18 protein-coding genes and 1 pseudogene are annotated in these 19065 nt (G+C 55.6%); 18 read left to right on the forward strand and 1 reads right to left on the reverse strand.

Translation table 11 applies throughout. The features are described 5' to 3' along the window. From R6U41_RS10130 to R6U41_RS10145, 4 genes and pseudogenes are all read left to right on the forward strand, one after another. Nucleotides 1–324, forward strand: a pseudogene (locus R6U41_RS10130) (acyl-CoA dehydrogenase); the annotation flags it as partial. A 27-nt stretch (nucleotides 325–351) separates the two neighbouring features. Then, nucleotides 352–1605 (forward strand): thiolase family protein, encoded by a 1254-nt coding sequence (locus R6U41_RS10135; protein WP_410269722.1) that lies wholly within the window; start codon nucleotides 352–354, stop codon nucleotides 1603–1605. Nucleotides 1606–1619: 14 nt separating this feature from the next. Next, nucleotides 1620–2783 (forward strand): glutaryl-CoA dehydrogenase Acd, encoded by a 1164-nt coding sequence (acd, locus tag R6U41_RS10140; protein ID WP_410269723.1) that lies wholly within the window; start codon nucleotides 1620–1622, stop codon nucleotides 2781–2783. 18 nt (nucleotides 2784–2801) lie between these two features. After that, a complete protein-coding gene (locus R6U41_RS10145) occupies nucleotides 2802–2939 on the forward strand; it encodes a hypothetical protein (RefSeq protein ID WP_410269724.1) in 138 nt (45 codons plus the stop codon). A gap of 187 nt (nucleotides 2940–3126) precedes the next feature. On the opposite strand, the gene R6U41_RS10150 is transcribed toward R6U41_RS10145, so the two are convergent. Then, nucleotides 3127–4533, reverse strand: coding sequence for a sigma-54-dependent transcriptional regulator (locus R6U41_RS10150; RefSeq protein WP_410269725.1), 1407 nt, complete (start codon nucleotides 4531–4533; stop codon nucleotides 3127–3129). Nucleotides 4534–4786: 253 nt separating this feature from the next. On the opposite strand from R6U41_RS10150, the gene R6U41_RS10155 reads away from it, so the two are divergent. The 14 genes from R6U41_RS10155 to R6U41_RS10220 all read left to right on the forward strand — a co-directional run bounded on the left by R6U41_RS10155 (nucleotide 4787) and on the right by R6U41_RS10220 (nucleotide 19047). Next, entirely contained in the window at nucleotides 4787–7216 is a 2430-nt protein-coding gene (locus R6U41_RS10155) for a hypothetical protein (protein WP_410269726.1), read from the forward strand. A gap of 11 nt (nucleotides 7217–7227) precedes the next feature. Continuing rightward, entirely contained in the window at nucleotides 7228–7632 is a 405-nt protein-coding gene (flgB, locus tag R6U41_RS10160) for a flagellar basal body rod protein FlgB (RefSeq protein WP_410269727.1), read from the forward strand. A 17-nt stretch (nucleotides 7633–7649) separates the two neighbouring features. Beyond that, nucleotides 7650–8081, forward strand: a complete 432-nt coding sequence (gene flgC, locus R6U41_RS10165; protein WP_410269728.1) for a flagellar basal body rod protein FlgC — start codon at nucleotides 7650–7652, stop codon at nucleotides 8079–8081. A 5-nt stretch (nucleotides 8082–8086) separates the two neighbouring features. Then, nucleotides 8087–8383: a flagellar hook-basal body complex protein FliE gene (gene fliE, locus R6U41_RS10170; protein WP_410269729.1), complete on the forward strand. Its 297-nt coding sequence runs from the start codon at nucleotides 8087–8089 to the stop codon at nucleotides 8381–8383. A 24-nt stretch (nucleotides 8384–8407) separates the two neighbouring features. After that, the gene (gene fliF / locus R6U41_RS10175) at nucleotides 8408–9949 is read left to right on the forward strand and encodes a flagellar basal-body MS-ring/collar protein FliF (protein ID WP_410269730.1); all 1542 of its coding nucleotides are present in this window, start codon (nucleotides 8408–8410) and stop codon (nucleotides 9947–9949) included. A gap of 6 nt (nucleotides 9950–9955) precedes the next feature. After that, nucleotides 9956–10966, forward strand: a complete 1011-nt coding sequence (gene fliG, locus R6U41_RS10180) for a flagellar motor switch protein FliG (protein WP_410269731.1) — start codon at nucleotides 9956–9958, stop codon at nucleotides 10964–10966. Next, nucleotides 10959–11714, forward strand: a complete 756-nt coding sequence (locus R6U41_RS10185; protein ID WP_410269732.1) for a FliH/SctL family protein — start codon at nucleotides 10959–10961, stop codon at nucleotides 11712–11714. The genes fliG and R6U41_RS10185 overlap by 8 nt, the downstream gene beginning before the upstream one ends. 2 nt (nucleotides 11715–11716) lie before the next feature. Next, nucleotides 11717–13027: a FliI/YscN family ATPase gene (locus tag R6U41_RS10190; protein ID WP_410269733.1), complete on the forward strand. Its 1311-nt coding sequence runs from the start codon at nucleotides 11717–11719 to the stop codon at nucleotides 13025–13027. After that, on the forward strand, nucleotides 13027–13464 hold the full coding sequence (fliJ, locus tag R6U41_RS10195) for a flagellar export protein FliJ (protein ID WP_410269734.1): 438 nt from the start codon (nucleotides 13027–13029) through the stop codon (nucleotides 13462–13464). The genes R6U41_RS10190 and fliJ overlap by 1 nt, the downstream gene beginning before the upstream one ends. After that, entirely contained in the window at nucleotides 13461–13973 is a 513-nt protein-coding gene (locus R6U41_RS10200) for a MotE family protein (RefSeq protein WP_410269735.1), read from the forward strand. The genes fliJ and R6U41_RS10200 overlap by 4 nt, the downstream gene beginning before the upstream one ends. Nucleotides 13974–14015: 42 nt before the next feature. Further along, nucleotides 14016–15614 (forward strand): flagellar hook-length control protein FliK, encoded by a 1599-nt coding sequence (locus R6U41_RS10205; protein WP_410269736.1) that lies wholly within the window; start codon nucleotides 14016–14018, stop codon nucleotides 15612–15614. Between the two features lie 20 nt (nucleotides 15615–15634). Beyond that, nucleotides 15635–16297 (forward strand): flagellar hook assembly protein FlgD, encoded by a 663-nt coding sequence (locus R6U41_RS10210; RefSeq protein ID WP_410269737.1) that lies wholly within the window; start codon nucleotides 15635–15637, stop codon nucleotides 16295–16297. A 95-nt stretch (nucleotides 16298–16392) separates the two neighbouring features. Continuing rightward, nucleotides 16393–18036: a flagellar hook protein FlgE gene (locus tag R6U41_RS10215; protein WP_410269738.1), complete on the forward strand. Its 1644-nt coding sequence runs from the start codon at nucleotides 16393–16395 to the stop codon at nucleotides 18034–18036. 231 nt (nucleotides 18037–18267) lie between these two features. Further along, on the forward strand, nucleotides 18268–19047 hold the full coding sequence (locus R6U41_RS10220) for a motility protein A (protein WP_410269739.1): 780 nt from the start codon (nucleotides 18268–18270) through the stop codon (nucleotides 19045–19047). Nucleotides 19048–19065 lie beyond the last annotated feature (18 nt).

Raw genomic sequence — 19065 nt, forward strand, 5'->3', positions numbered from 1 at the left:
GGAACCAACGGGATCCAGGCCATTGACCTGATGGGCCGAAAGATGCGGATCAACGACGGGGCCATGTTTGCTGCATTTGCCAAAGAGATGGAAAATTTCATTGATGCCCGGCGGGATCATGACCACTTGGGCGGCCATGTGCGGGACCTGGAAAATGCCTTTGCCCGGGCGCAGAAAAAGGGCCGGAAAAATGAGTTTTTCCGGGGCAAGGTGGCCCAGGCCACGTTTTTTGCCGATACGGTTCTGCCCCATACCATCGAGCGTGCCGGCACCTGCACGCGCCAGGGCCGGGAGATTGTCGAAATTGCCGATACGGCATTTTAATGGATCAAACGTTTCAAGGAGCAACTTATGTCTGATGACCGCACTGTGATCGCAAGCGGCGTGCGAACGCCGGTGGGTGCATATATGGGCGGCCTGCGCACGGTGGAGGCCTATGACCTGGCCGCAATGGTGTTAAACGAGGCCGTGTCCAGGGCCGGCATCGAGCCCGGCCAGATCGATGAAGTGATCATGGGTCAGGCCTACCAGAACGGCGAATATGTCAATATCGCCCGCATGGCCCTGCTAAACGCCAACTGGCCCGAGGAGATCCCCGGCTTTACCATTGACCGCCGCTGCTGTACCGGGCTGGAAGTCATCCGGCTGGCCGCCTCTTTGATTAAAAGCGGGGATGCGGAAATTGTCGTGGCCGGGGGCGTGGAGAGCATGTCCCATGCCGAGTTTTACCTGCCCGGGGATATCAAGTGGGGAATCGGCGGGCAAAAGGGGATGCCCCGGGGCCACGGGGATCTGTCCATTTGGGGACTGCCGTTTTATGACAGAATCCAGCGGGCTCGGGTCATGAGCCAGCCCGAGCACCGCTACGGCAAGCTGCCCTCCATGATGTCCTGGGCCGAAACCGCTGCTGTGGAGGAAAATATCACCCGGGAGGAATGTGACCAGTGGACCTTTGAAAGCCAGAAAAAGGCGTGCGCCGCCTGGGATCAGGGAAAATTCGATCAGGAGGTGATCGCCATTTCTGTCCCTCAGAAAAAGGAAGACCCCGTGGTGGTGGCCAAAGATGAAACCCCGCGCAGGGACACGAGCCTGGAAAAATTGGCCCGGCTGACCCCGGTGCTCGGCGGGGTGTGCACGGCCGGCAATTCCTCCAGTGAAAACGACGGTGCTGCGGCCGTGGTCCTCATGTCTGAGAAAAAGGCCCGGGAACAGGGAATTGAGCCCTTTGCCGCAGTCAAATCCGTGGCTGCGGCCGGAGCCGATCCCACCCGTACCCACCTGACGGTCAATGCCGCGGTGAAAAAAGCCATGGGCCTGGCCGGTGCCCGGCTGGGGGACATGGAGCTCATCGAGATCCAGGAAGCCTTTGCCGCCCAGGTGCTTGCGGATTTAAAGGATATGGGCGTTTCGCCCGATGATTACGGCAAGGTCAACGTCAACGGCTCGGGTATTTCCCTGGGCCATCCCATCGGCGCCACCGGCGTGCGGGTTCTGGTGACCCTGATGCACGAAATGCGCAGAACCGGTGCCAAAACCGGCCTGGAATGCATTTGCGGGGGCGGCGGACTCGGCATTGCCGCCATATTTGAGAGAAGCGAATTCTAGAAGGAGATATCTGCATGCAATTTGAACTTTCCAAAGAACATAAAATGCTGCAAAAAGCCGTACGGGAATTTGCAGACAAGAAAATCGCCCCCAATGCCGACCAGTGGGATGCGGACAACTACCTGCCGGTCAAAGAGGCCATCAAGCCCATGGCGGAGCTGGGCTTTATCGGCACTGTGATTCCGGAGGAATACGGCGGCGAGGATGCCGGCTGGATGGCCGCGGCCATTACCACCGAGGAAATCGCCAGGGCTTCGAGTTCCCTGCGGGTCCAGATCAATCTCATCGGCATCGGATGCGCCTACCCCATTTATCTTTACGGCACAGAGGAGGCCAGAAAAAAGTATGTCCCAAAATTGTGCGCCGGAGAGATGCTGGGCGCCTTTGGCATCACCGAGCCCAATGCGGGATCTGATGTCATGTCCATGGAAACCGTGGCCGAGGACAAGGGGGATCATTTCGTGTTAAACGGTTCCAAGACCTGGATTTCCAATGCCAACCAGGCCGATGTGGCCGTGATTTACTGCTACACTGACCGGGAGGCCAAGACCAAGGGTCTGTCCGCACTGGCAGTGGAACTCAAGAATTTCCCGGGCATCACCACCTCGGATATTGACAAGCTGGGCTCTCACTCCTCGCCCACAGGTGAAATCTTTTTCAACAACACGCCCGTGCCCAAGGAAAACCTGCTGGGCCAGCCCGGTGACGGGGCCAAAATCGTTTTCAGCTCCCTTGCCAACACAAGGCTGTCTGCGGCGGCCGGTGCCGTAGGATGTGCCCAGGCATGCTATGAAATGGCCCTGAAATACTGCAACCAGCGCGTCCAGTTCGGCCAGCAGATCGGCAAATTTCAGATGAACCAGGAACTGATCGCAAAGATGGTAACCGATATCGAGGCCGCACGCCTGCTGGTATACAAGGCGGCCTGGCAGAAGGACCAGGGCAAGCTCAACAACGGGTTTGAAGTGGCCCAGGCCAAGTACATGGCCGGAGAGGTGGCCATGCAGTGCGCGGAATCAACCATGCGCATCATGGGAGCCTACGGGTATTCCACTGAATACTCCCTGGCCCGGTATTACCGGGATATCCCCACCTATGTGCTGGTTGAGGGATCGGCCAATATCTGCAAGCACATTATCGCTATGGATCGTCTGGGATACCGGAAAGCCAACCGGTAATCTCAAAAGGTGTTATCAATGGACAGAGCGGTCCTGCAGCCTGAAAGCGCAGGCAAAACCACATTGTTTCGAACCATTGCCGGGGTATTAAAGCCCGGTTCCGGAGCTGTTGAGTTCAACGGCATTCCCATTTATCAGATGCCATGGTATAGATAAATCCGTGGAAAATGCATCTTCCACATATATTGATTCCACAGCCCAGTTTCTGATTTTAAATGCACATTGCCCGGTTTTGACCGTAAAGTAAATCGGTTGGCCCTCTATGGGGGAAAAATCTTACCGCCCTGCCGCCCGCCCCGGCTCCCCAAAAGGGCGGCAGGGCAGATCTGCTGCCGCCCTTTGCCTATATTTTGACTTCCAGATGTCGTTTTTTGATTTTTTCCAGCAGAGTGGTGCGCTTCATGTTCAGCAGGCGGGCCGCCTCTTTTTTATTTCCCTCGGCCATGTTAAGTGCTTTGAGGATAAGCTGGTTTTCAAATTCTTGTGTCATGGCATGAAAATCAAGATCTTCACAGACATTATTTTGTTGTTCCGCCTCTGGGTTGTCCGCAGGGTCGCCCAAGTCCTGGAATCTCTGGGGCAGGGAGGCCACATTAACCGTGGCTCCCCCGTGGAGGATGCACATGCGCTGAACCAGGTTCTGCAGTTCCCGGACATTTCCGGGCCATTCATAGGCTTTTAGCCGCTGAAGGGCTTGGTCCGTGAAGCCGAGAGGGACATTTTTCCTGCCCCGGTTGTACATGAGCAGAAATTTCTGCACCAGGTGCGGGATGTCTCCGGTGCGCTTGCGCAGCGGCGGCAGGGTGATGGGCACGACGCTTAACCGGTAATACAAGTCTTCGCGAAATGCGCCGTCAGCCACAGCCTGCTCAAGGTTTCGGTTGGTTGCGGCAATCACCCGCACATCAATCTGTGTGCTTTTTACCGATCCCACCGCCTCAAAGTTCTGTTCCTGGAGGACCCGCAGCAGCTTTGCCTGCAGGTTGGCCTTCATGTCCCCGATTTCATCAAGAAACAGCGTTCCCTGATCCGCGTGTGCCAGTCTGCCCTTTTTGGCCCGGTTGGCACCGGTGAAAGCGCCTTTTTCATATCCAAACAATTCACTTTCCAGCAGTTCCTCGGGAATGGCCGCGCAATTTAAGGGGACAAAGTTATACTGATTGCGCTCCGGTGTCAGGTCATGAATGGCCCGGGCCACCAGTTCCTTTCCGGTGCCGCTTTCGCCTTTGAGCAATACATTGCCTTCGCTGTTGCCGGCAATGCGTTCGATAATCTCAAAGAGTTTTTTCATGGGCGCGGATTCGCCTATGATACCGGCGAATCCGTCGCTTTTGCGCAGGCGCGGTTTGTGCTGAAGGCTTTGGGCCAGCAGTTTCTGGTATTCCAAAGCATTTTTGACCACTTCCAGGATTTCCTGCTGGTAAATGGGCGTGTGAATATAAAAGTATGCCCCTGCCTGTAAGGATTCCACGACATGCTGACGTCCCCCGGGCGGCATGACCACGATGGGAACCATTGCCGGATTTATGGCAATGCCTTTTTGGATGAGTTCCAGTCCGGACTTGTCCGGAAAGAACAGATCCGTGACCAGAAGCTCCACATGTCTGTTGTTGTTGATAAACTTCAGGGCCTCTGTCGAGTTTTTGGCTTGAAAAATATTGGCTTCGGTATGTTCTCTGAAAAAACCGGCCACTTCTCTGCCGGCATTGTCTCCCGGTTCAACCACCAGGACGGAAATATTTTTGAGCATGTTTCACCCTTGTTCAAACAGGCGGTTTATCAAATGGGTGTTAGCTGGAAACTGCTTGAAAACAGCAAATATAGTACATTTCATGTCAAAATACTGACATGGCGGGGGCAATGTCAAGAATTCTTTTATTTCATTTGGCTTATGAACAGCCGCAAGTAATTTGAATTCGTAAAATTCTGTTCAATTACAGAATGTTGAAGGTTTTTAACAAGTCTGGCCCCAGTTTTGCATACAAGCCCTGCAGGAGGCGCATATGAACCAGATTTCCCAGGCAGTCGGTATTGCTTGCGTATTGATCTTTTTGTCAACAGGCCTGTGTTTGGCCGGCAGTGCCAGCTTGCTGGGCATGTCCAATGACCGGCAGGAAAATGTGAATCAGGTGGATTTTGTTTTTGACAGGATCCCGGGAATCCATGTCAGCCGTTCCGGACAGCGCGTCCGGGTGGAAATGGAAAATACCCGGGTTTCCGATTCGGTTCGCAAGATTGCCGGCAAGGACTTGACCCCCCCTTTGGTAAGGGTCAAGCTCAATTCCGAAGGAGCAAAAAGTATAGTGGATTTCTATTTCCGGCAGATACCCCGATCCGTGGATATCACCAGGGATAAAGGCAGCGCCAGGCTGACGGTCAATGTGTTCTGGGACCGGCAGCAGGCCGGCAGCCGGCCGGCAATTCAGGATCAGCGGGTGGGCCGGCTTCAGCCGATTCGCCACGGGGCCGTGGCCCGGCAGATGATTTCTTCGGATTATACGGGTGGATGGACTGATTTTTTCTCCCGATTCGAATGGCCGCCGCAATGGGATCTGCCGGTAAAATTTTCTCTTCCCCCGTTTCCCGGGCCCCTGGTGACGGAAAACCGGGCCTTTCTGCCGGATGCACTCGTGGAAATGGTCAACGGCGGGATGTGGCAGGCTGTGGAAAACAAAACAACAGAACTTCTCAACGGCGATATCGGCGGCCGGCAGGCGGATTTGTACCGGCTGATGCTGGCTGAATCTTTGGTTCGGCAAAACCGGAACCAGAAAGCCCTGTCCGTGCTTGAAAATATGGAGCCGGGTGCTGAAAGACCTCAGATTCGGGCCTGGCAGATTTATTTTCAGGTCCGTGCCACAGCCGGGATGCGGGAGTATTACCAGGCCGCCCGTATTGCAGAAACCCAAAGGAAAACGGTTTTGGAGGAAACTTCCGCAGCCGGCTGGTTTGCCATTCTGGACGCGGAAATGGATATGGCCTTGGGAGAGCCGGAACAGGCACTTGACGGGTTGGAACAAGATCTGGCTTATTCCGGGGCCGCCGGCTGCATTGCATCGCTTCGCAAGGGAGATGTCCGGTATGATCTCGGGGATATGGAGGCCGCATCGGATTCCTACGATCAGGCTGTTTCTGATTTGCGCCTTGTGCAGCAATACCCCGGTTCTCTTGCCAGGTACACCTCGCTGCTTTACCGGAACCAGCAATATGACACCGCCTATCGACACTGGTTTCTGCTGTCTGAAATACTTGTCAAAAGAGCGCCCGTGCACAAGCCCCTGGCCGACTACTGGGCGGCCATGGCCCTGTTTCATTCAGGCGAGCCCAACCGGGCGCGGCTGATGCTCTGGGAAATCGAGGAAAAAGCCGGAGATTCAGAGGCCGCACTCCGGGCAAGGCTGAAATTAATGGATCTGGATGTGATGGAAAAGCCGGATCCGGATTTCGATGCCCTGCTACCACGATATGATTCGATCATTGAGGCCGGCGAGAAACGACAGATCCGGGAGGAGGCCTTTTTCAAGCAAATTCTGGCCTGCCATCTGAGCGGAAACGAGCTTGCGGCTGTCCGGCAGCTGGGTCGGTTTTTTGACGATTACTGGGCCGGAGATCTGCTGGCTGAAGCCCAGGCCCTGTTTGTGGAAATTTTTCCGGATGCCGTAGGCGCCATGCTAAAGCAAGAAGCTTATTTCGAGGCGCTCACCCTGGTTTCCAAGCATCGGGATCTGCTCGCGCAAGCTCCGATCACTTACGGATTTTTATATGACTTGGCTGAAAGCTACACCCGCTCCGGGCTTCTGGACCAGGCAGCTACCACCTACCGTTATCTCATGGATTTTGAAAAGGACGAAAAAAAACAGGCCCGGATTTTTCTGCCCCTCATCCGAACTTTTGATCAGCAAGGCAATCACGGTCAGGTGATGCGTTATGCCCCGGATTACCTAAACCGGTTTCCGAAAGGGTCTGATCGCAGGGAGGTGTTTTATTACTATGTCCGGGCGCTGGCCAAAACCGGAGAATCCCGGGAAGCGGCACGAATGCTGAGGGAAAACAAGCGGCCCGTTCATGAAAAAACCGATCTCCTGGCAGGAGAGCTTTTTTTTGAACAAAAGAAATACAGGCTGGCTGCGTGTTATCTGGGCAGGGCCTCGGCCATGGCCGGGGAAAGCGGTTTGCCGGAAACGGATTTTAAACAGGCTGAAGCCCTGTTTTACCGGGATAAATGGCGGAAGGCCGCATCTGTTTATGAATCACTGCTTGATGTGGATGAATACAGGGGGCAGGCGGCATTCCGATTGATTCGGACTTATTTGAACATGGGAAGCCGGGATAAGGCCCTTAACCTTTACCGGCAAATGTCCGAAATGGAAATAGAAGAGTCCTGGCTGGCCCTGTCAGCCCAGGAAATCGAAATTGAAAACCGGATGAACTAGGGGGAGGTATTATGCCCGTCAACGGCATTTTTGACAGCAATATCCAGCTGCTCGATCAGGCCCTTTCATTGAGGAGCCGCAAGCATGAAGCCATCTCCGCCAATATTGCAAATGCTGAGACGCCCGGTTATGCACGGCTGCGGATGGATTTTGAAGATGCCATGGCCGCGGCTGCCGGCAGATCGGATGATACGCAGGCGGTCACCCATCCGAAGCATATGCAGGCCGGTGCAGGCCAGGCCGAGGGGCTTGTTTATCGTCAACAGGATCCAAGCGTTATAGGAGATGGCAACAATGTGGTGATGGAGCAGGAAATGATGGATCTGTCGGAAAACCAGATCCGGTACGAGGCAGCCATTCAGATGCTGAACAAAAAATTTAGCATGCTCAAATTCGTGATTCAGGAAAGAGCATAAACCCAAGGAGAAATGCAATGGATATTTTCGGCGCCATGGACATCGGTTATTCGGCTTTGCGGGCGCAGACCCTGCGGTTAAACGTCATTGGCTCCAATCTGGCCAATATGGAAACCACCCGTACCCCGGAAGGCGGCGCTTACCGCAAAAAATCCGTGATTTTTACAAGCGAGCAAAACAGCTTTGCCCGGGAGCTTGAAAACAGCAGCCAACAGCAGGCCCGGGGGGTGCGGGTAGAGCGGATCATGACCCACCAGGGAGAAGGCAAAATGGTCTATGAACCTTCTCATCCGGATGCAAATGACGAAGGCTACGTGGAAAAGCCCGATATCAGCCTGGTGGAGCAGATGACGGACATGATGAAGGCCAGGGGGAGCTATGAAGCCAACGTGACTTCCATCAAGGCGGCCCAGCGCATGGCCATGAAGGCTCTGGAAATCGGGAGGTAGAAGCAATGGCAGACTCAGTTATGGCAGCTGCGGGCAGTATATCTGCAAACCCCGGGCCCAATGCGGCGCAGAAAACAGATGACCCCGGGCCGGAAGGCGGTTTTGAAAAAATGTTAAACGAGACGGCTCAAAACCTGAAAAAGGCTGATCAGGCAATTCTGGAGGCCAACACCGGTGGTTCCACCGACCTCCATGATGTAATGGTCGCCATGGAAAAAGCCGATATTTCACTGCGCCTTGCAGTGCAGGTGCGCAACAAGGCTGTGGATGCTTATCAGGAAATAATGCGCATGCAGGTTTAATGCAGCCCTATAGGATAAACACCAATGGAAGAAACCAAGCCTTACCAAAAATTCGTGGAAAATATCCGCAACTGGCCCCTTTCCAGAAAACTGTCTTTGGCCGGTGTCGGGCTGCTGTCACTGATCTTGTTCGGGGTCCTGATTTTCCAGGCCGGCAAGGCGGATTTCCGGCCTTTGTATACGGATCTGCCCCGTCAGGAGGCCGCCTCGGTAACCCAATGGCTCAAGGAGGAAGGGGTTGCCTACCGGCTGGAAAACAACGGTCGATCCATTCACGTGCCGGCCGATCTGGTGTATGAAACCCGCCTGAACCTGGCCGGTCAGGGACTTCCCCGGCAGGGCGGGGTGGGATTTGAGATTTTTGACAAGCAGGATTTCGGGGTCACCAAATTTACCCAGAAAGTCAATTTCCAGCGGGCCATGCAGGGCGAACTGGCCCGGACCATTGCGGCCATGGAACCTGTGAAATCCGCCCGGGTACATCTGGTGCTGCCCGAGGATCGTCTGCTCCGGGAGCAGCAAAAGCCCGCCAAGGCATCCGTGGTCCTGGACATAGCGCAGGGCCGGAGCCTGGATGCCACCCAGACCCGGTCGATTGTTCATTTGGTTTCCGGCAGTATTGAGGGGCTGGATAAAAACCATGTCACGGTACTCGATACCGGGGGGCGGCTTTTGAGCGAAAACCGCTCCAATGATCCCGGCCTGGTGATGCTGCCGGATAAGCTGAAATTCAAAAACACCCTTGAAAGCCGCCTGGAACAAAGGGTGCAGTCCCTTTTGGACCGGGCCCTGGGCCGCGGCAACTCCCAGGTCCAGGTGACCGCAGACCTTGATTTTACCCAGGAGGCCATTACCACCGAGGAATACGACCCGGACAGTCTGGTGCCCAGAAGCGAGAAAATCACTGAGAGCCGCTCGGGACGGGAACAGGGCGGCGGGGTTCCGGGCGCTGAGTCCAACCTGGGCGATAACCAGCAAGATGGCGGCAGTCTGATGACCGAGTCCAGAAATTCCGAGGTGATTAACTACGAAATCAGCAAAACCGTAAAGCAGATCCAGCGCCCGGTGGGCGATGTCAGCCAGATTTCGGCCGCAGTGCTGGTGGCCGACACCTTTGATCCCGCAGCCAACGACGGCGAGGGCCAATGGGTTCCCATGGCGCCTGAAAAGCTCGAATCCATCCGCACAATGGTGTCATCCGCACTGGGGTTGGACGCCGACCGGGGCGATCGTGTGGAGGTCGTTTCCATGCCGTTTCAAAAGGAAATGGCAGAAGCCGGAACCCGGGAGACATCTCCGGGTCTGTATGATTATCTGCCTTATGCCAAGTACATCCTGCTCCTGATTTGCGCACTTCTGGTTTATCTGGCACTGGTGCGGCCCATGATCCGGACCCTGCGCGGGCAGGCTGTGGCGCAGCAACAGCAATATGCGGCTGAGCTGCCGGATGCATACGGCCATCAGCAGACAAAGGCGCTGGATGCGCCGGCGGCGCTGCGGGGAGAGCTGGACAGTTTTTCCGTAACACCGGCCCAGGTGGTCAAGGCCTGGCTTAAGGAGGGGTAAGCAGCAATGAGCAAGGATTTTTCAAAAATGAGCGGAGCTGAAAAAGCAGCCTACCTGCTGCTGTGTCTCGGCGAGGATACAACGTCTGAAGTGTTTAAGGAATTAAAGGACGACGAGGTTCGGTGGATCAGCAGTTACATGAAAAACGTCGATCACGTGCCCGCGGATCTCGCCCGGATGGTGGTGGATCAATACCGCAAAACCCAGCAGGAGTATGCCGGCTTGTTTGTGGACGGCGGAGAGTTTATCAGCAACGCCCTGACCTCTACCGGCGATCAGAAGCGAGTGGAATCGCTTCTTGAGGATCTGAATTCGGGTTTTGACGGCAAGCCTCTGGAAACCATTTCCATGATGGAACCCCGGATGGTGGCCGACCTGCTGAAAAACGAACACCCCCAGACCGTGGCCCTGATCCTTTCAACCCAAAAGGCCGAGCATACCGGCAATGTTTTGCAATACCTGCCCGAGGAATTGCGTTCTGATGTGGTCTACCGGATCGCACGGATTGAAAAGGTTTCTCCCGAGGTCATCCAGCAGATCGAAGAAGCACTGCAACGGGAGATCGGGGGATTTGTCAAAAAGGATCAGCATCACGTGGGCGGTGTGGATAAAGTTGTCGAAATTCTGACACGAATGGAGAAAAACCTGGAACAGCAGATTTTATCCGGCATTGAGGAGGTTGACGCGGAAACCGCGGAAACCATCCGCAATTCCCTGGTGACCTTTGAGGACCTGAGCAATATTGACAACCGCGGCATGCAGAAAATCCTGCGTGAGGTCAAGAATGAAACCCTCACCCTGGCGTTGAAAACCTCGCCTGAAGGTATCAAGGAAAAGATTTACCACAACATCAGTGAACGGGCGGCCGAAATTATCGCAGAAGACCTGGAAGCCCTGGGTCCGGTGCGGCTGTCAGACGTGGAGCGGGCCCAGCAAAGTATCGTCAAAATCGCCCTGCGGCTCGAAGAGGAAGGTCAACTGGTCTTGCCGGGGAAAGGACAGGAAACCCTTGTCTAGAATATTTCATGCAGGAAGCGATGTTGCGTGTCAGCCAGTTCGTTTTGCCGATCTGGAACAGGCCGGGGGCATGGGGGAGGGCCTTTTTGTTCCCTTGTGGCCCGCAGCCGGAGCATTGGATAAAAGCCAAGCCAAAATTGGCGATGCAAAACAGGCCGAAAAACCGGGCCGGGATCAAGGTCCGGCCATGTCCGAAACAGCCCCTGAATTGCCTGAATCCGATGATGAAAAGAAACCGGAACCTGCCATTGATCTGGAGGCGGTAAAAAAGGAAGCCTATACCCGGGGCAAAAAAGAGGGCCGGGCCGAAGCGGAAAAAAAACTGCACACAAGCGCCCAGGTCCTTGCAGAAGCCCTGGAGCAGATCAGCCGGCTGCGCGAGTCTCTGCTTCTAAAAAGCCGTGAAGACATGGTCCGGCTGATCATGGGCGTGGCCCGGCAGGTGATCCACAGGGAGATCTCGGAGAAAAAGGATATTATTGTCAGCACCGTAGCCGGGGCTTTGGAGGCGGCGGTGGCAGATGACGAATATTATATCCGGGTGCATCCCGATGACCTGGAAATGGTCAAAGACCATGAACCCCTTTTTCTGGCGGCCATGAAGGGGTTGCGCAACATTTATTTCCTCTCTGACGAAAATATCTCCCCTGGCGGGTGTAAGGCCGAATCCCGGGGCGGGGATGTGGATGCCACAATCGAGTCCCAGCTCGGGGAAATTGAGCAGCACCTCAAAAGGGCGGTTGTCTGATCATGGATGGTGTTGTCGAATCCCTTAAGCAGTTTAATCCCATGCGGGTCCGGGGAAAAGTCACCCGGATTGTGGGCATGGTCATCGAAGGTCATTGCCCCAGTGCGACCATTGGCTCATTGTGTGAGATCATGCCCCTCAACGGCGGCCAGTGCATATGGGCTGAGGTGGTTGGGTTCAGGGATCAGTCGGCCCTTCTCATGCCCCTCGGGGAAATGCACGGTCTGGGTTCGGGCAGCCTGATCCGGGTCATGGATGCAAGCGCTCATATCCAGGTGGGACCGGATATGCTCGGTCGCGTGGTCGATGCCATGGCAAACCCGGTGGACGGCAAGGGGCCTATTGAATACACGGATTATCGCAGACTATATCAGTCTCCCCCGACCCCAATGGAACGAAGTCCCATTAATGATCCCCTGGACCTGGGGGTCCGGAGCATCAATGGTCTGCTCACCTGCGGTACAGGCCAGAGAATGGGCATCATGGCCGGCTCTGGCGTGGGCAAAAGCGTTCTGCTCGGCATGATGGCCCGCAACACCCGGGCCGATGTCAATGTGATTGCCTTAATCGGGGAACGGGGCCGGGAGGTCCGGGAGTTTATCGAAGATGATCTGGGCGAAGACGGGCTTGCCCGCTCGGTGGTGGTGACAGCCACCTCGGATCAGTCCCCGCTTTTGCGCATGCGCGGGGCCTTTATTGCCATGTCCGTGGCGGAATATTTCTGCGCCCAGGGCAAGCATGTGCTGCTGCTGATGGATTCCGTGACCCGTTTTGCCATGGCCATGCGCGAAATCGGCCTGGCGGTGGGTGAGCCGCCCACCACCAAGGGTTATACACCGTCGGTGTTTTCACGCCTGCCCAAGCTGCTGGAACGCGCGGGCAATTTTTCAGACATGGGCAGTATCACGGGCCTTTTTACAGTGCTCGTGGAAGGCGACGACATGAATGAGCCTGTGGCAGACGCGGTACGCTCCATACTCGACGGCCATATTGTCTTGTCAAGGGATATCGCGGCCAGAAACCACTACCCGGCCATTGACGTGCTGCATTCTGCCAGCCGGGTCATGAATCGGTTGGTGGATGAACCGCATGCGCGATACAGCGCCCGGATTCGGGAAATTCTGGCCGTATATGCCGAGCAGGAGGACCTGATCAATATCGGCGCCTACCAGCCCGGCAGCAACCCGAAAATCGACACGGCGCTCAAATACATCGAGCCGGTAAATCATTTTCTGCGCCAGGATTTAACTGAGCAAGCCACCATGAAGCAGACCCGAAGGCAGATGAAAAAACTGTTTGAAAAGGAGACTTGATGAAATCGTTTAAACTTCAGTCCCTGCTTGATTACCGGAAACGGCTTTCCGATCAGGCAAACCAAGCGGTTGTGGTTGCCATGGAGCATAAAAATGCGGTGGCCGAAGCGCGCAGGCAGGTGGAAAAGGAAAGACAGCGGCTCTGCCTGGAGCTTGAATCAGCCAAGGCCGGCAATTTTCGTATGGAAGAGGTGCTTTTGTACCAACAGTGTATCTGCGCAAAACAGGACCAGTTGCGCCGGCTTGAGGAAAAACAGGCCCGGGCCGAGGCAGCGGTGGCGGAAAAGCAGCAGAAGCTGGTAAAGGCCAGGCAAAAAAAGCGAATCCTGGAAAAGCTCAGGCAAAAACGCAGCGATGCGGAACAGAAAAACCAGGCCCGCCAGGAGCGCCTGATGACAGATGAGGTGGCAATCCTGGGATTCGGAGGGGGCAAATGAAGAAGCTCGGTCTGCAGGTGATTGTCTGTATGGTGGCAGTGGCCCTGGCAAGCCTGGCTGCACCGGATGCCCGGGCCCAGGAGCCGGAGGTGATTTTTGAGTGCGAAGACATCGGCACCGAGGCCCGCAGGATGTTGGACCGGCTTCAACAGGAGCGAAGGAGATTCGCTGAGCGGGAAAGGCGGCTTGATCGGCGCGAAAATGAATTAAAGATTTTGCAGGATGAGGTCGATAAGAAAATCGAGCAGCTAAAGACACTTCGTTCAAAGCTTGACCAAATGCTGGCTGAAAAAGAGCAGACGGAAAATGAAAAAGTCAAACAGCTCAGCAAAATCTATCAGAAACGCAATCCCGCCGGAGCAGCAGCAAGCCTGGCGGCCATGGACAAGGATCTGGCCGTATCGATTCTCTCCATGATGCGGGATAAATACGCCGGTGAGATTTTAGACAACATGGAACAGGAAACAGCCGTGGCCTACAGTACTTCCCTGGGCCGCCTAAACCCGTAAGCACAAAAAACCGGATTCTTGGAAAGACAGGGATAAAACAGCATGATCTTTTCGCAGCTTGGTTTAATGCACGCAAACACCGGTACCTCCCGGGATTGCCTCCAGGACCCTGGCACTGAGGGCGGCTCCGCCGGAAAGGATGTTCACAAGGCGGCCAGTTTCTTGCAAATGCTTGTGCGGGCGGCGGGTTCAGAGGGCGGCAAGGTCCCGGAAGCCGCCGGAACCGGGGGGCAGCCCGAGGCGATTTCAGACCGGGAGTTGGAGCAATTGCTGGGACAGATCATTGACTTTCTGGAAAAGAACGGGCTTTCGGCCGGCTTTCTTAATTCTGCTTTTGACCGGGACGGGCAGGTTGATATGCCGGGCCGCTGGAACAGTTCAGGCCATGCCCGGATGCTGGAAAATCTGCTTGTCAACGGCGGTTTTAATCAAAGCGCCGGGCAGGGCGGCGATTTAACGGCCGTGTCTGAAGGCGCCATGGATTCAGGGCTGGACAGCCAGGTTCGCCGGATTATGGCGCAAATAGCAGGCGGGCCGGCCGGACAGGACAGCCGGTCTGAAACGGATCAATCCACGCGCGTGCTGCTGCAGTCCCTGGTGGAGAAGTTAAAGGGCGGGCAGAAAAACGCCCCGGAAGCCGGGGGCCATGCGGGCCGAAGCGATTCTCAGGGCGGCAGCCCGGCAACCGCCGAGCGGTCTTATCATTTGATGCCGGAAATCCCGGCAGTATTGAAAAATTCCGTTCAGGGACAAGGTGCGGCAGGGGGAACCAATGCCGGCCTGTCACCGGATACGGCCATGCAGGCCCTGCAGGAATTTGCAGCCAAAACCGCGCGGGGAAACGAACTGCCCGAAGACACGAACTCCCTGCGGGTTCGGCTTCAGGCATCAGAGAAATCCGATGAATTTCAATTGATTGAAAATTCAGGTAAGACCGGGCAAACGGCCCGGCCTCAACCTCAACAGGAACCCGGTTCTGACAATCTCCGGGCCATGCTCGACTCCCTTGTTTCCAACACTATGGAAAAAACCGGGGCCGCGGAAAGGACGGAAAACCGTCAGAACATCTTAAAGGACGGCGGTGGCCCGGCCGGCGCGAACATGAATACGTCGGCCACGAGCACCGGGTTGTTCGGGCGGGCGGAAAATGCCGCCAATGTGGTTCAGCCCGGGGGGGCTTCGTTTGACAGCCAGGTAAAGGCAGCGGAACACCAGGTGGTCAACCAGGTTTCCGTGCGCCTGTTTACCGGTGTGCGCCAGGGATCGGGCAACATGACCATCCAGATCCATCCTCCGGAACTGGGCAGCGTAAAGGTCAGGATCGTCTCCGATCAGGGGAGCTTAAACGTTCATCTGCATCCCCAGAACCAGCAGGTGGCCGCCATTCTGGAGCGGCATCTGCCGGCCCTGCACCAGTCCCTGGCTGATCAGGGCATTGATCTTTCGGGCCTCCAGGTCAGCGTGGATTCGGGCACGGATCAGAATGCTTCCGGCTTTGAGGATCAGGAAGGGGATTTTACGGCCGATCGGAGAAATTTCAACGGTGAAGCGGAATCGGATGAAAATCGTTTAGCCCAATCAGCGGAATCTGCGGACCCGGCGGCTTACAATCAGGGTTCGGGTCTGAGCCTGCGGGTATAAGTCAAGGAGGAAAAAAGCAAATGAATGCAATTGATACTCTCCAGCAGTCAGCCGGTTCTGAAGGAGCAGCTGCGGCATCCAAGGTTGCGGCCAAGGATCTGGGAAAGGACGATTTTTTAAAACTCCTGGTTTCCCAGCTGGAACACCAGGATCCGCTCAACCCCAGTGACCCCACGGAATTTACCGCCCAGCTGGCCCAGTTCAGTTCCCTGGAGCAGCTCACCAACATCAGTGAAAGCATGGAGTCCATCAACACTCTGTCCTCGGAATTCGGACGGCTGTCTGCGCTCTCGCTTATTGATCGAAATGTGGTGGTCAATGACAACGCCTTTGTTTTTGACGGCGAGCAGGCTCAACTGGGCTTTTCCTTCCAGGATCCCGTGGAGTCGGCCACCCTTTATATCCGAAATGAAAACGGCCAGACCGTGGGCAGGGTTGAGGCGCCTGCCCCGGGAACCGAAGAAAACTGGGTGACCTGGGACGGCACCAGTAGTTCGGGGCAGCCCCTTGACCCGGGGAAATACAGTTTTTCGGCTGTGGGCAAAAACGCCGATGGCGAGGAAACCGAGGGCCGGGCCCTGGTGGAAAGCCGGATCACCGGTGCGGATTTTTCCGATTCGGACCAGACCCTGTTGACCGACAACGGGCCTGTGCAGGTTTCGGAAATCACCCGGGTACGGTAACACGACACGGGATATCCGGACGTGTCAGGATTTTGACGCGCTCGGGCAATGAACTCAAAAAAAGAATTTACCCATATAAAACAGGAGATACGACCATGAGTTTAGGCGGTGCAATGAACAGCGGCATTTCCGGGCTTCGATCCTTTTCCAGCGCCATGGGCGTGATCGGAAACAACCTGGCAAACTCCAACACCGCAGGTTTCAAGGCCAGCAGAACGCTATTTGCAGACCTGATCCCGGACACGGTGTCCGGCTCCGGCGGCACCAGCCAGGTGGGAAGGGGCTCGGGGCTGTCCACTGTGGATGATATTTTCACCCAGGGCTCCATTGAAAGCACCAGTTCCAGCCTGGACCTGGCCATCGAGGGCACTGGCTTTTTCATGGTGCGCAACCCGGATGCCCAGGCCAGCAGCTTTAGCCGATCCGGGGCCTTCCGGTTAAACGAGGAAGGCTACATGGTCAATCCCGAGGGTTATGTGGTCCAGGGTTATGACCATATCGGAGGAGGCGAGTTCCAGGACCTGGCCGGGGATGTCCAGATCAATACCCGTTCTTCGGTGCCCGGAGAGGCATCTTCCATGGTGGAGCTGACCACCAACCTCAATGCCAACACAGATACCAATAAGGCCGCTACCCCGGGCCGGGCGGCGATCGGCATTACGGATGCAGATGCCGTGGGCGTTGGAGGGGTCAATATTCTGGTGGATGGCAACCCAGTGACTCCGGATCTTAGCTCCGTTACCGACGGGGATAGCCTTGCCACGGCACTCAATGATGTTGATGGTCTTTCCGCTTCCTATGACGATGTTACAGAGACGCTCACCCTGGCCACAGAAGCCGGTGATACACTGGAATATAGCACCCCCGGGCCCTTGAATGACGGCGGCACCAACGAGGTGGGCGAGCTGGTCAGTCACTATGACGGCGATGGATGGGATATTAACAACCCCGTGCCTTCCTCGGATTTTGCCACTACTTCGGAGATTTATGATTCTTTGGGCAACACGCATCTGATCACCACTTATTTCAGAAAAACCGGTCTTAATCAGTGGGAATACAACCAGGTGGTTGCTGGTTCAGAACTGGACATGGACGCGGGCACTTTCAGCGCTGAGGACTCTTCCCTGGATTCAGAGGGCGAAATTGATCAGGTCCGGGTTGGCACCGGCAATGTTGGTTTTGATGATGCCGGTATTCTCAATACCATTAACGGCCAGACCCGGCAGGATATGGGAAACACCTGGCCGGAAGTCAGCATAGGAGAAAACAAGCTGGTGTGGGATAACGGCTCCAGCCAGGGAGATCCCTTGGGTTACACCATGAACTTAACCCAGTTTGCCACCGAGTCCCGGGTGGTCACCCAGCAGTCAGACGGCTACAGTTCCGGGTATCTCAATGATATCAGCGTGGACAACGAGGGGGTTATCACGGGTACCTATTCCAATGGTGAATCCCGGTCCCTGGCCCGGCTGGCCCTGGGCAAGTTTGCCAATGAAAACGGCCTGGAAAAGCTGGGCAACAACCTCTACTCCCCCACACGGGAATCCGGGCCCGCGGATATCGGAACCCCGGGAGCCGGTTTCGGCCGGATTTTTTCCAACTCCCTGGAGCAGTCCACAGTGGACATTGCCGAGGAATTTACCCGGATGATCACCACCCAGCGCTCGTTTCAGGCCAACTCAAAGACCATTACCACCACGGATGAAATGTTAAGTGAAGTGATCAATATCAAGCGCTAGGGGCAAAGTCAAAAATTTGTCTTTTTAGTGGGGCCGGTCTGTCAGGACCGGCCCTTTTTATTTCATTGTCCGGTGCCGGCGCCTTTCGCAAAAACAAAAAGACCCCTGTAAAAATTACTGAAAGCCTGAGGACATCCCTCTTGTTTGCCATTGATTCCTCCCTGTCCGGTCCGTTTTTCATGGTTTGGTATGAAGCTTGCAAAGCAAAAGGGCGAAAAGGAGATCTTGTTTATGGATTTTTCAACGCTTCTGGGTATTGTGGCTGCTTTCGGGCTGATGATCATGGCGATAATGAGCGGCAGCGGCATTATGGTTTTTGTCGAACCCCAGTCCATCATGATCGTTGCCGGCGGCACCCTCGGCGCCCTTCTGGTGCATTACCCCTTTGGCGAGGTGCGCCGGGCTTTTTCCGTGGCGCAGAAGACCTTTTTTTACAAGGAAGTGCCGCCCCTTCAGCTCATTGAGCAGTTAACCGAGTTTGCCGGCAAGGCCAGAAAGGAAGGCCTTCTTTCGCTTCAGGCCATGGCCAAGCAGGTGGAGGACCCGTTTCTGGTCAAGGGCCTGCAGATGGCTGCTGACGGCCATGAGCCCGAGGCCCTGGAGCATATGATGGTCCGGGAGATCGATTATATCCGTGAACGTCATGAGAGCGGGGCCGAGATTTTCGCCGCTCTGGGCACTTATGCTCCGGCCATCGGCATGGTGGGCACCCTGATCGGACTGGTGCAGATGCTCCAGAGCATGGATGATCCCTCCACCATTGGTCCGGCCATGGCCATTGCCCTGCTGACCACCTTTTACGGTTCTGTTGCGGCCAATGTGATTTTTTTGCCCATGTCCGGGAAACTCAAGACCCGGTCTCAGTACGAGCTGCTCAAAAAGGAGCTGATCGTGGAAGGCATGAACTCGATTCTGGCCGGGGAAAACCCCCGGGTCATGGAACAGAAGCTTCACGCCTACCTCCAGCCCAAGGACCGGCAGAGCGTGTTTCAGAAAAAAAAGAAGAAATAGCCGGTTTGCGGGGGCATT

It is taken from the genome of Desulfosalsimonas sp. (assembly GCF_046483245.1).
Classification (GTDB): Bacteria; Desulfobacterota; Desulfobacteria; order Desulfobacterales; family Desulfosalsimonadaceae; genus Desulfosalsimonas.

Bases quoted from the DNA above. Each gene is read 5' to 3' on its own strand.
- R6U41_RS10150 (WP_410269725.1), bottom strand. From the start codon at position 4,533: ATGCTCAAAAATATTTCCGTCCTGGTGGTTGAACCGGGAGACAATGCC.
- fliE (WP_410269729.1), top strand. From the start codon at position 8,087: ATGGCAGACTCAGTTATGGCAGCTGCGGGCAGTATATCTGCAAACCCC.
- fliG (WP_410269731.1), top strand. From the start codon at position 9,956: ATGAGCAAGGATTTTTCAAAAATGAGCGGAGCTGAAAAAGCAGCCTAC.
- R6U41_RS10155 (WP_410269726.1), top strand. From the start codon at position 4,787: ATGAACCAGATTTCCCAGGCAGTCGGTATTGCTTGCGTATTGATCTTT.
- R6U41_RS10205 (WP_410269736.1), top strand. From the start codon at position 14,016: ATGATCTTTTCGCAGCTTGGTTTAATGCACGCAAACACCGGTACCTCC.
- flgC (WP_410269728.1), top strand. From the start codon at position 7,650: ATGGATATTTTCGGCGCCATGGACATCGGTTATTCGGCTTTGCGGGCG.
- R6U41_RS10135 (WP_410269722.1), top strand. From the start codon at position 352: ATGTCTGATGACCGCACTGTGATCGCAAGCGGCGTGCGAACGCCGGTG.
- flgB (WP_410269727.1), top strand. From the start codon at position 7,228: ATGCCCGTCAACGGCATTTTTGACAGCAATATCCAGCTGCTCGATCAG.
- fliF (WP_410269730.1), top strand. From the start codon at position 8,408: ATGGAAGAAACCAAGCCTTACCAAAAATTCGTGGAAAATATCCGCAAC.
- R6U41_RS10220 (WP_410269739.1), top strand. From the start codon at position 18,268: ATGGATTTTTCAACGCTTCTGGGTATTGTGGCTGCTTTCGGGCTGATG.
- R6U41_RS10215 (WP_410269738.1), top strand. From the start codon at position 16,393: ATGAGTTTAGGCGGTGCAATGAACAGCGGCATTTCCGGGCTTCGATCC.
- fliJ (WP_410269734.1), top strand. From the start codon at position 13,027: ATGAAATCGTTTAAACTTCAGTCCCTGCTTGATTACCGGAAACGGCTT.
- R6U41_RS10190 (WP_410269733.1), top strand. From the start codon at position 11,717: ATGGATGGTGTTGTCGAATCCCTTAAGCAGTTTAATCCCATGCGGGTC.
- R6U41_RS10145 (WP_410269724.1), top strand. From the start codon at position 2,802: ATGGACAGAGCGGTCCTGCAGCCTGAAAGCGCAGGCAAAACCACATTG.
- R6U41_RS10210 (WP_410269737.1), top strand. From the start codon at position 15,635: ATGAATGCAATTGATACTCTCCAGCAGTCAGCCGGTTCTGAAGGAGCA.
- R6U41_RS10200 (WP_410269735.1), top strand. From the start codon at position 13,461: ATGAAGAAGCTCGGTCTGCAGGTGATTGTCTGTATGGTGGCAGTGGCC.
- acd (WP_410269723.1), top strand. From the start codon at position 1,620: ATGCAATTTGAACTTTCCAAAGAACATAAAATGCTGCAAAAAGCCGTA.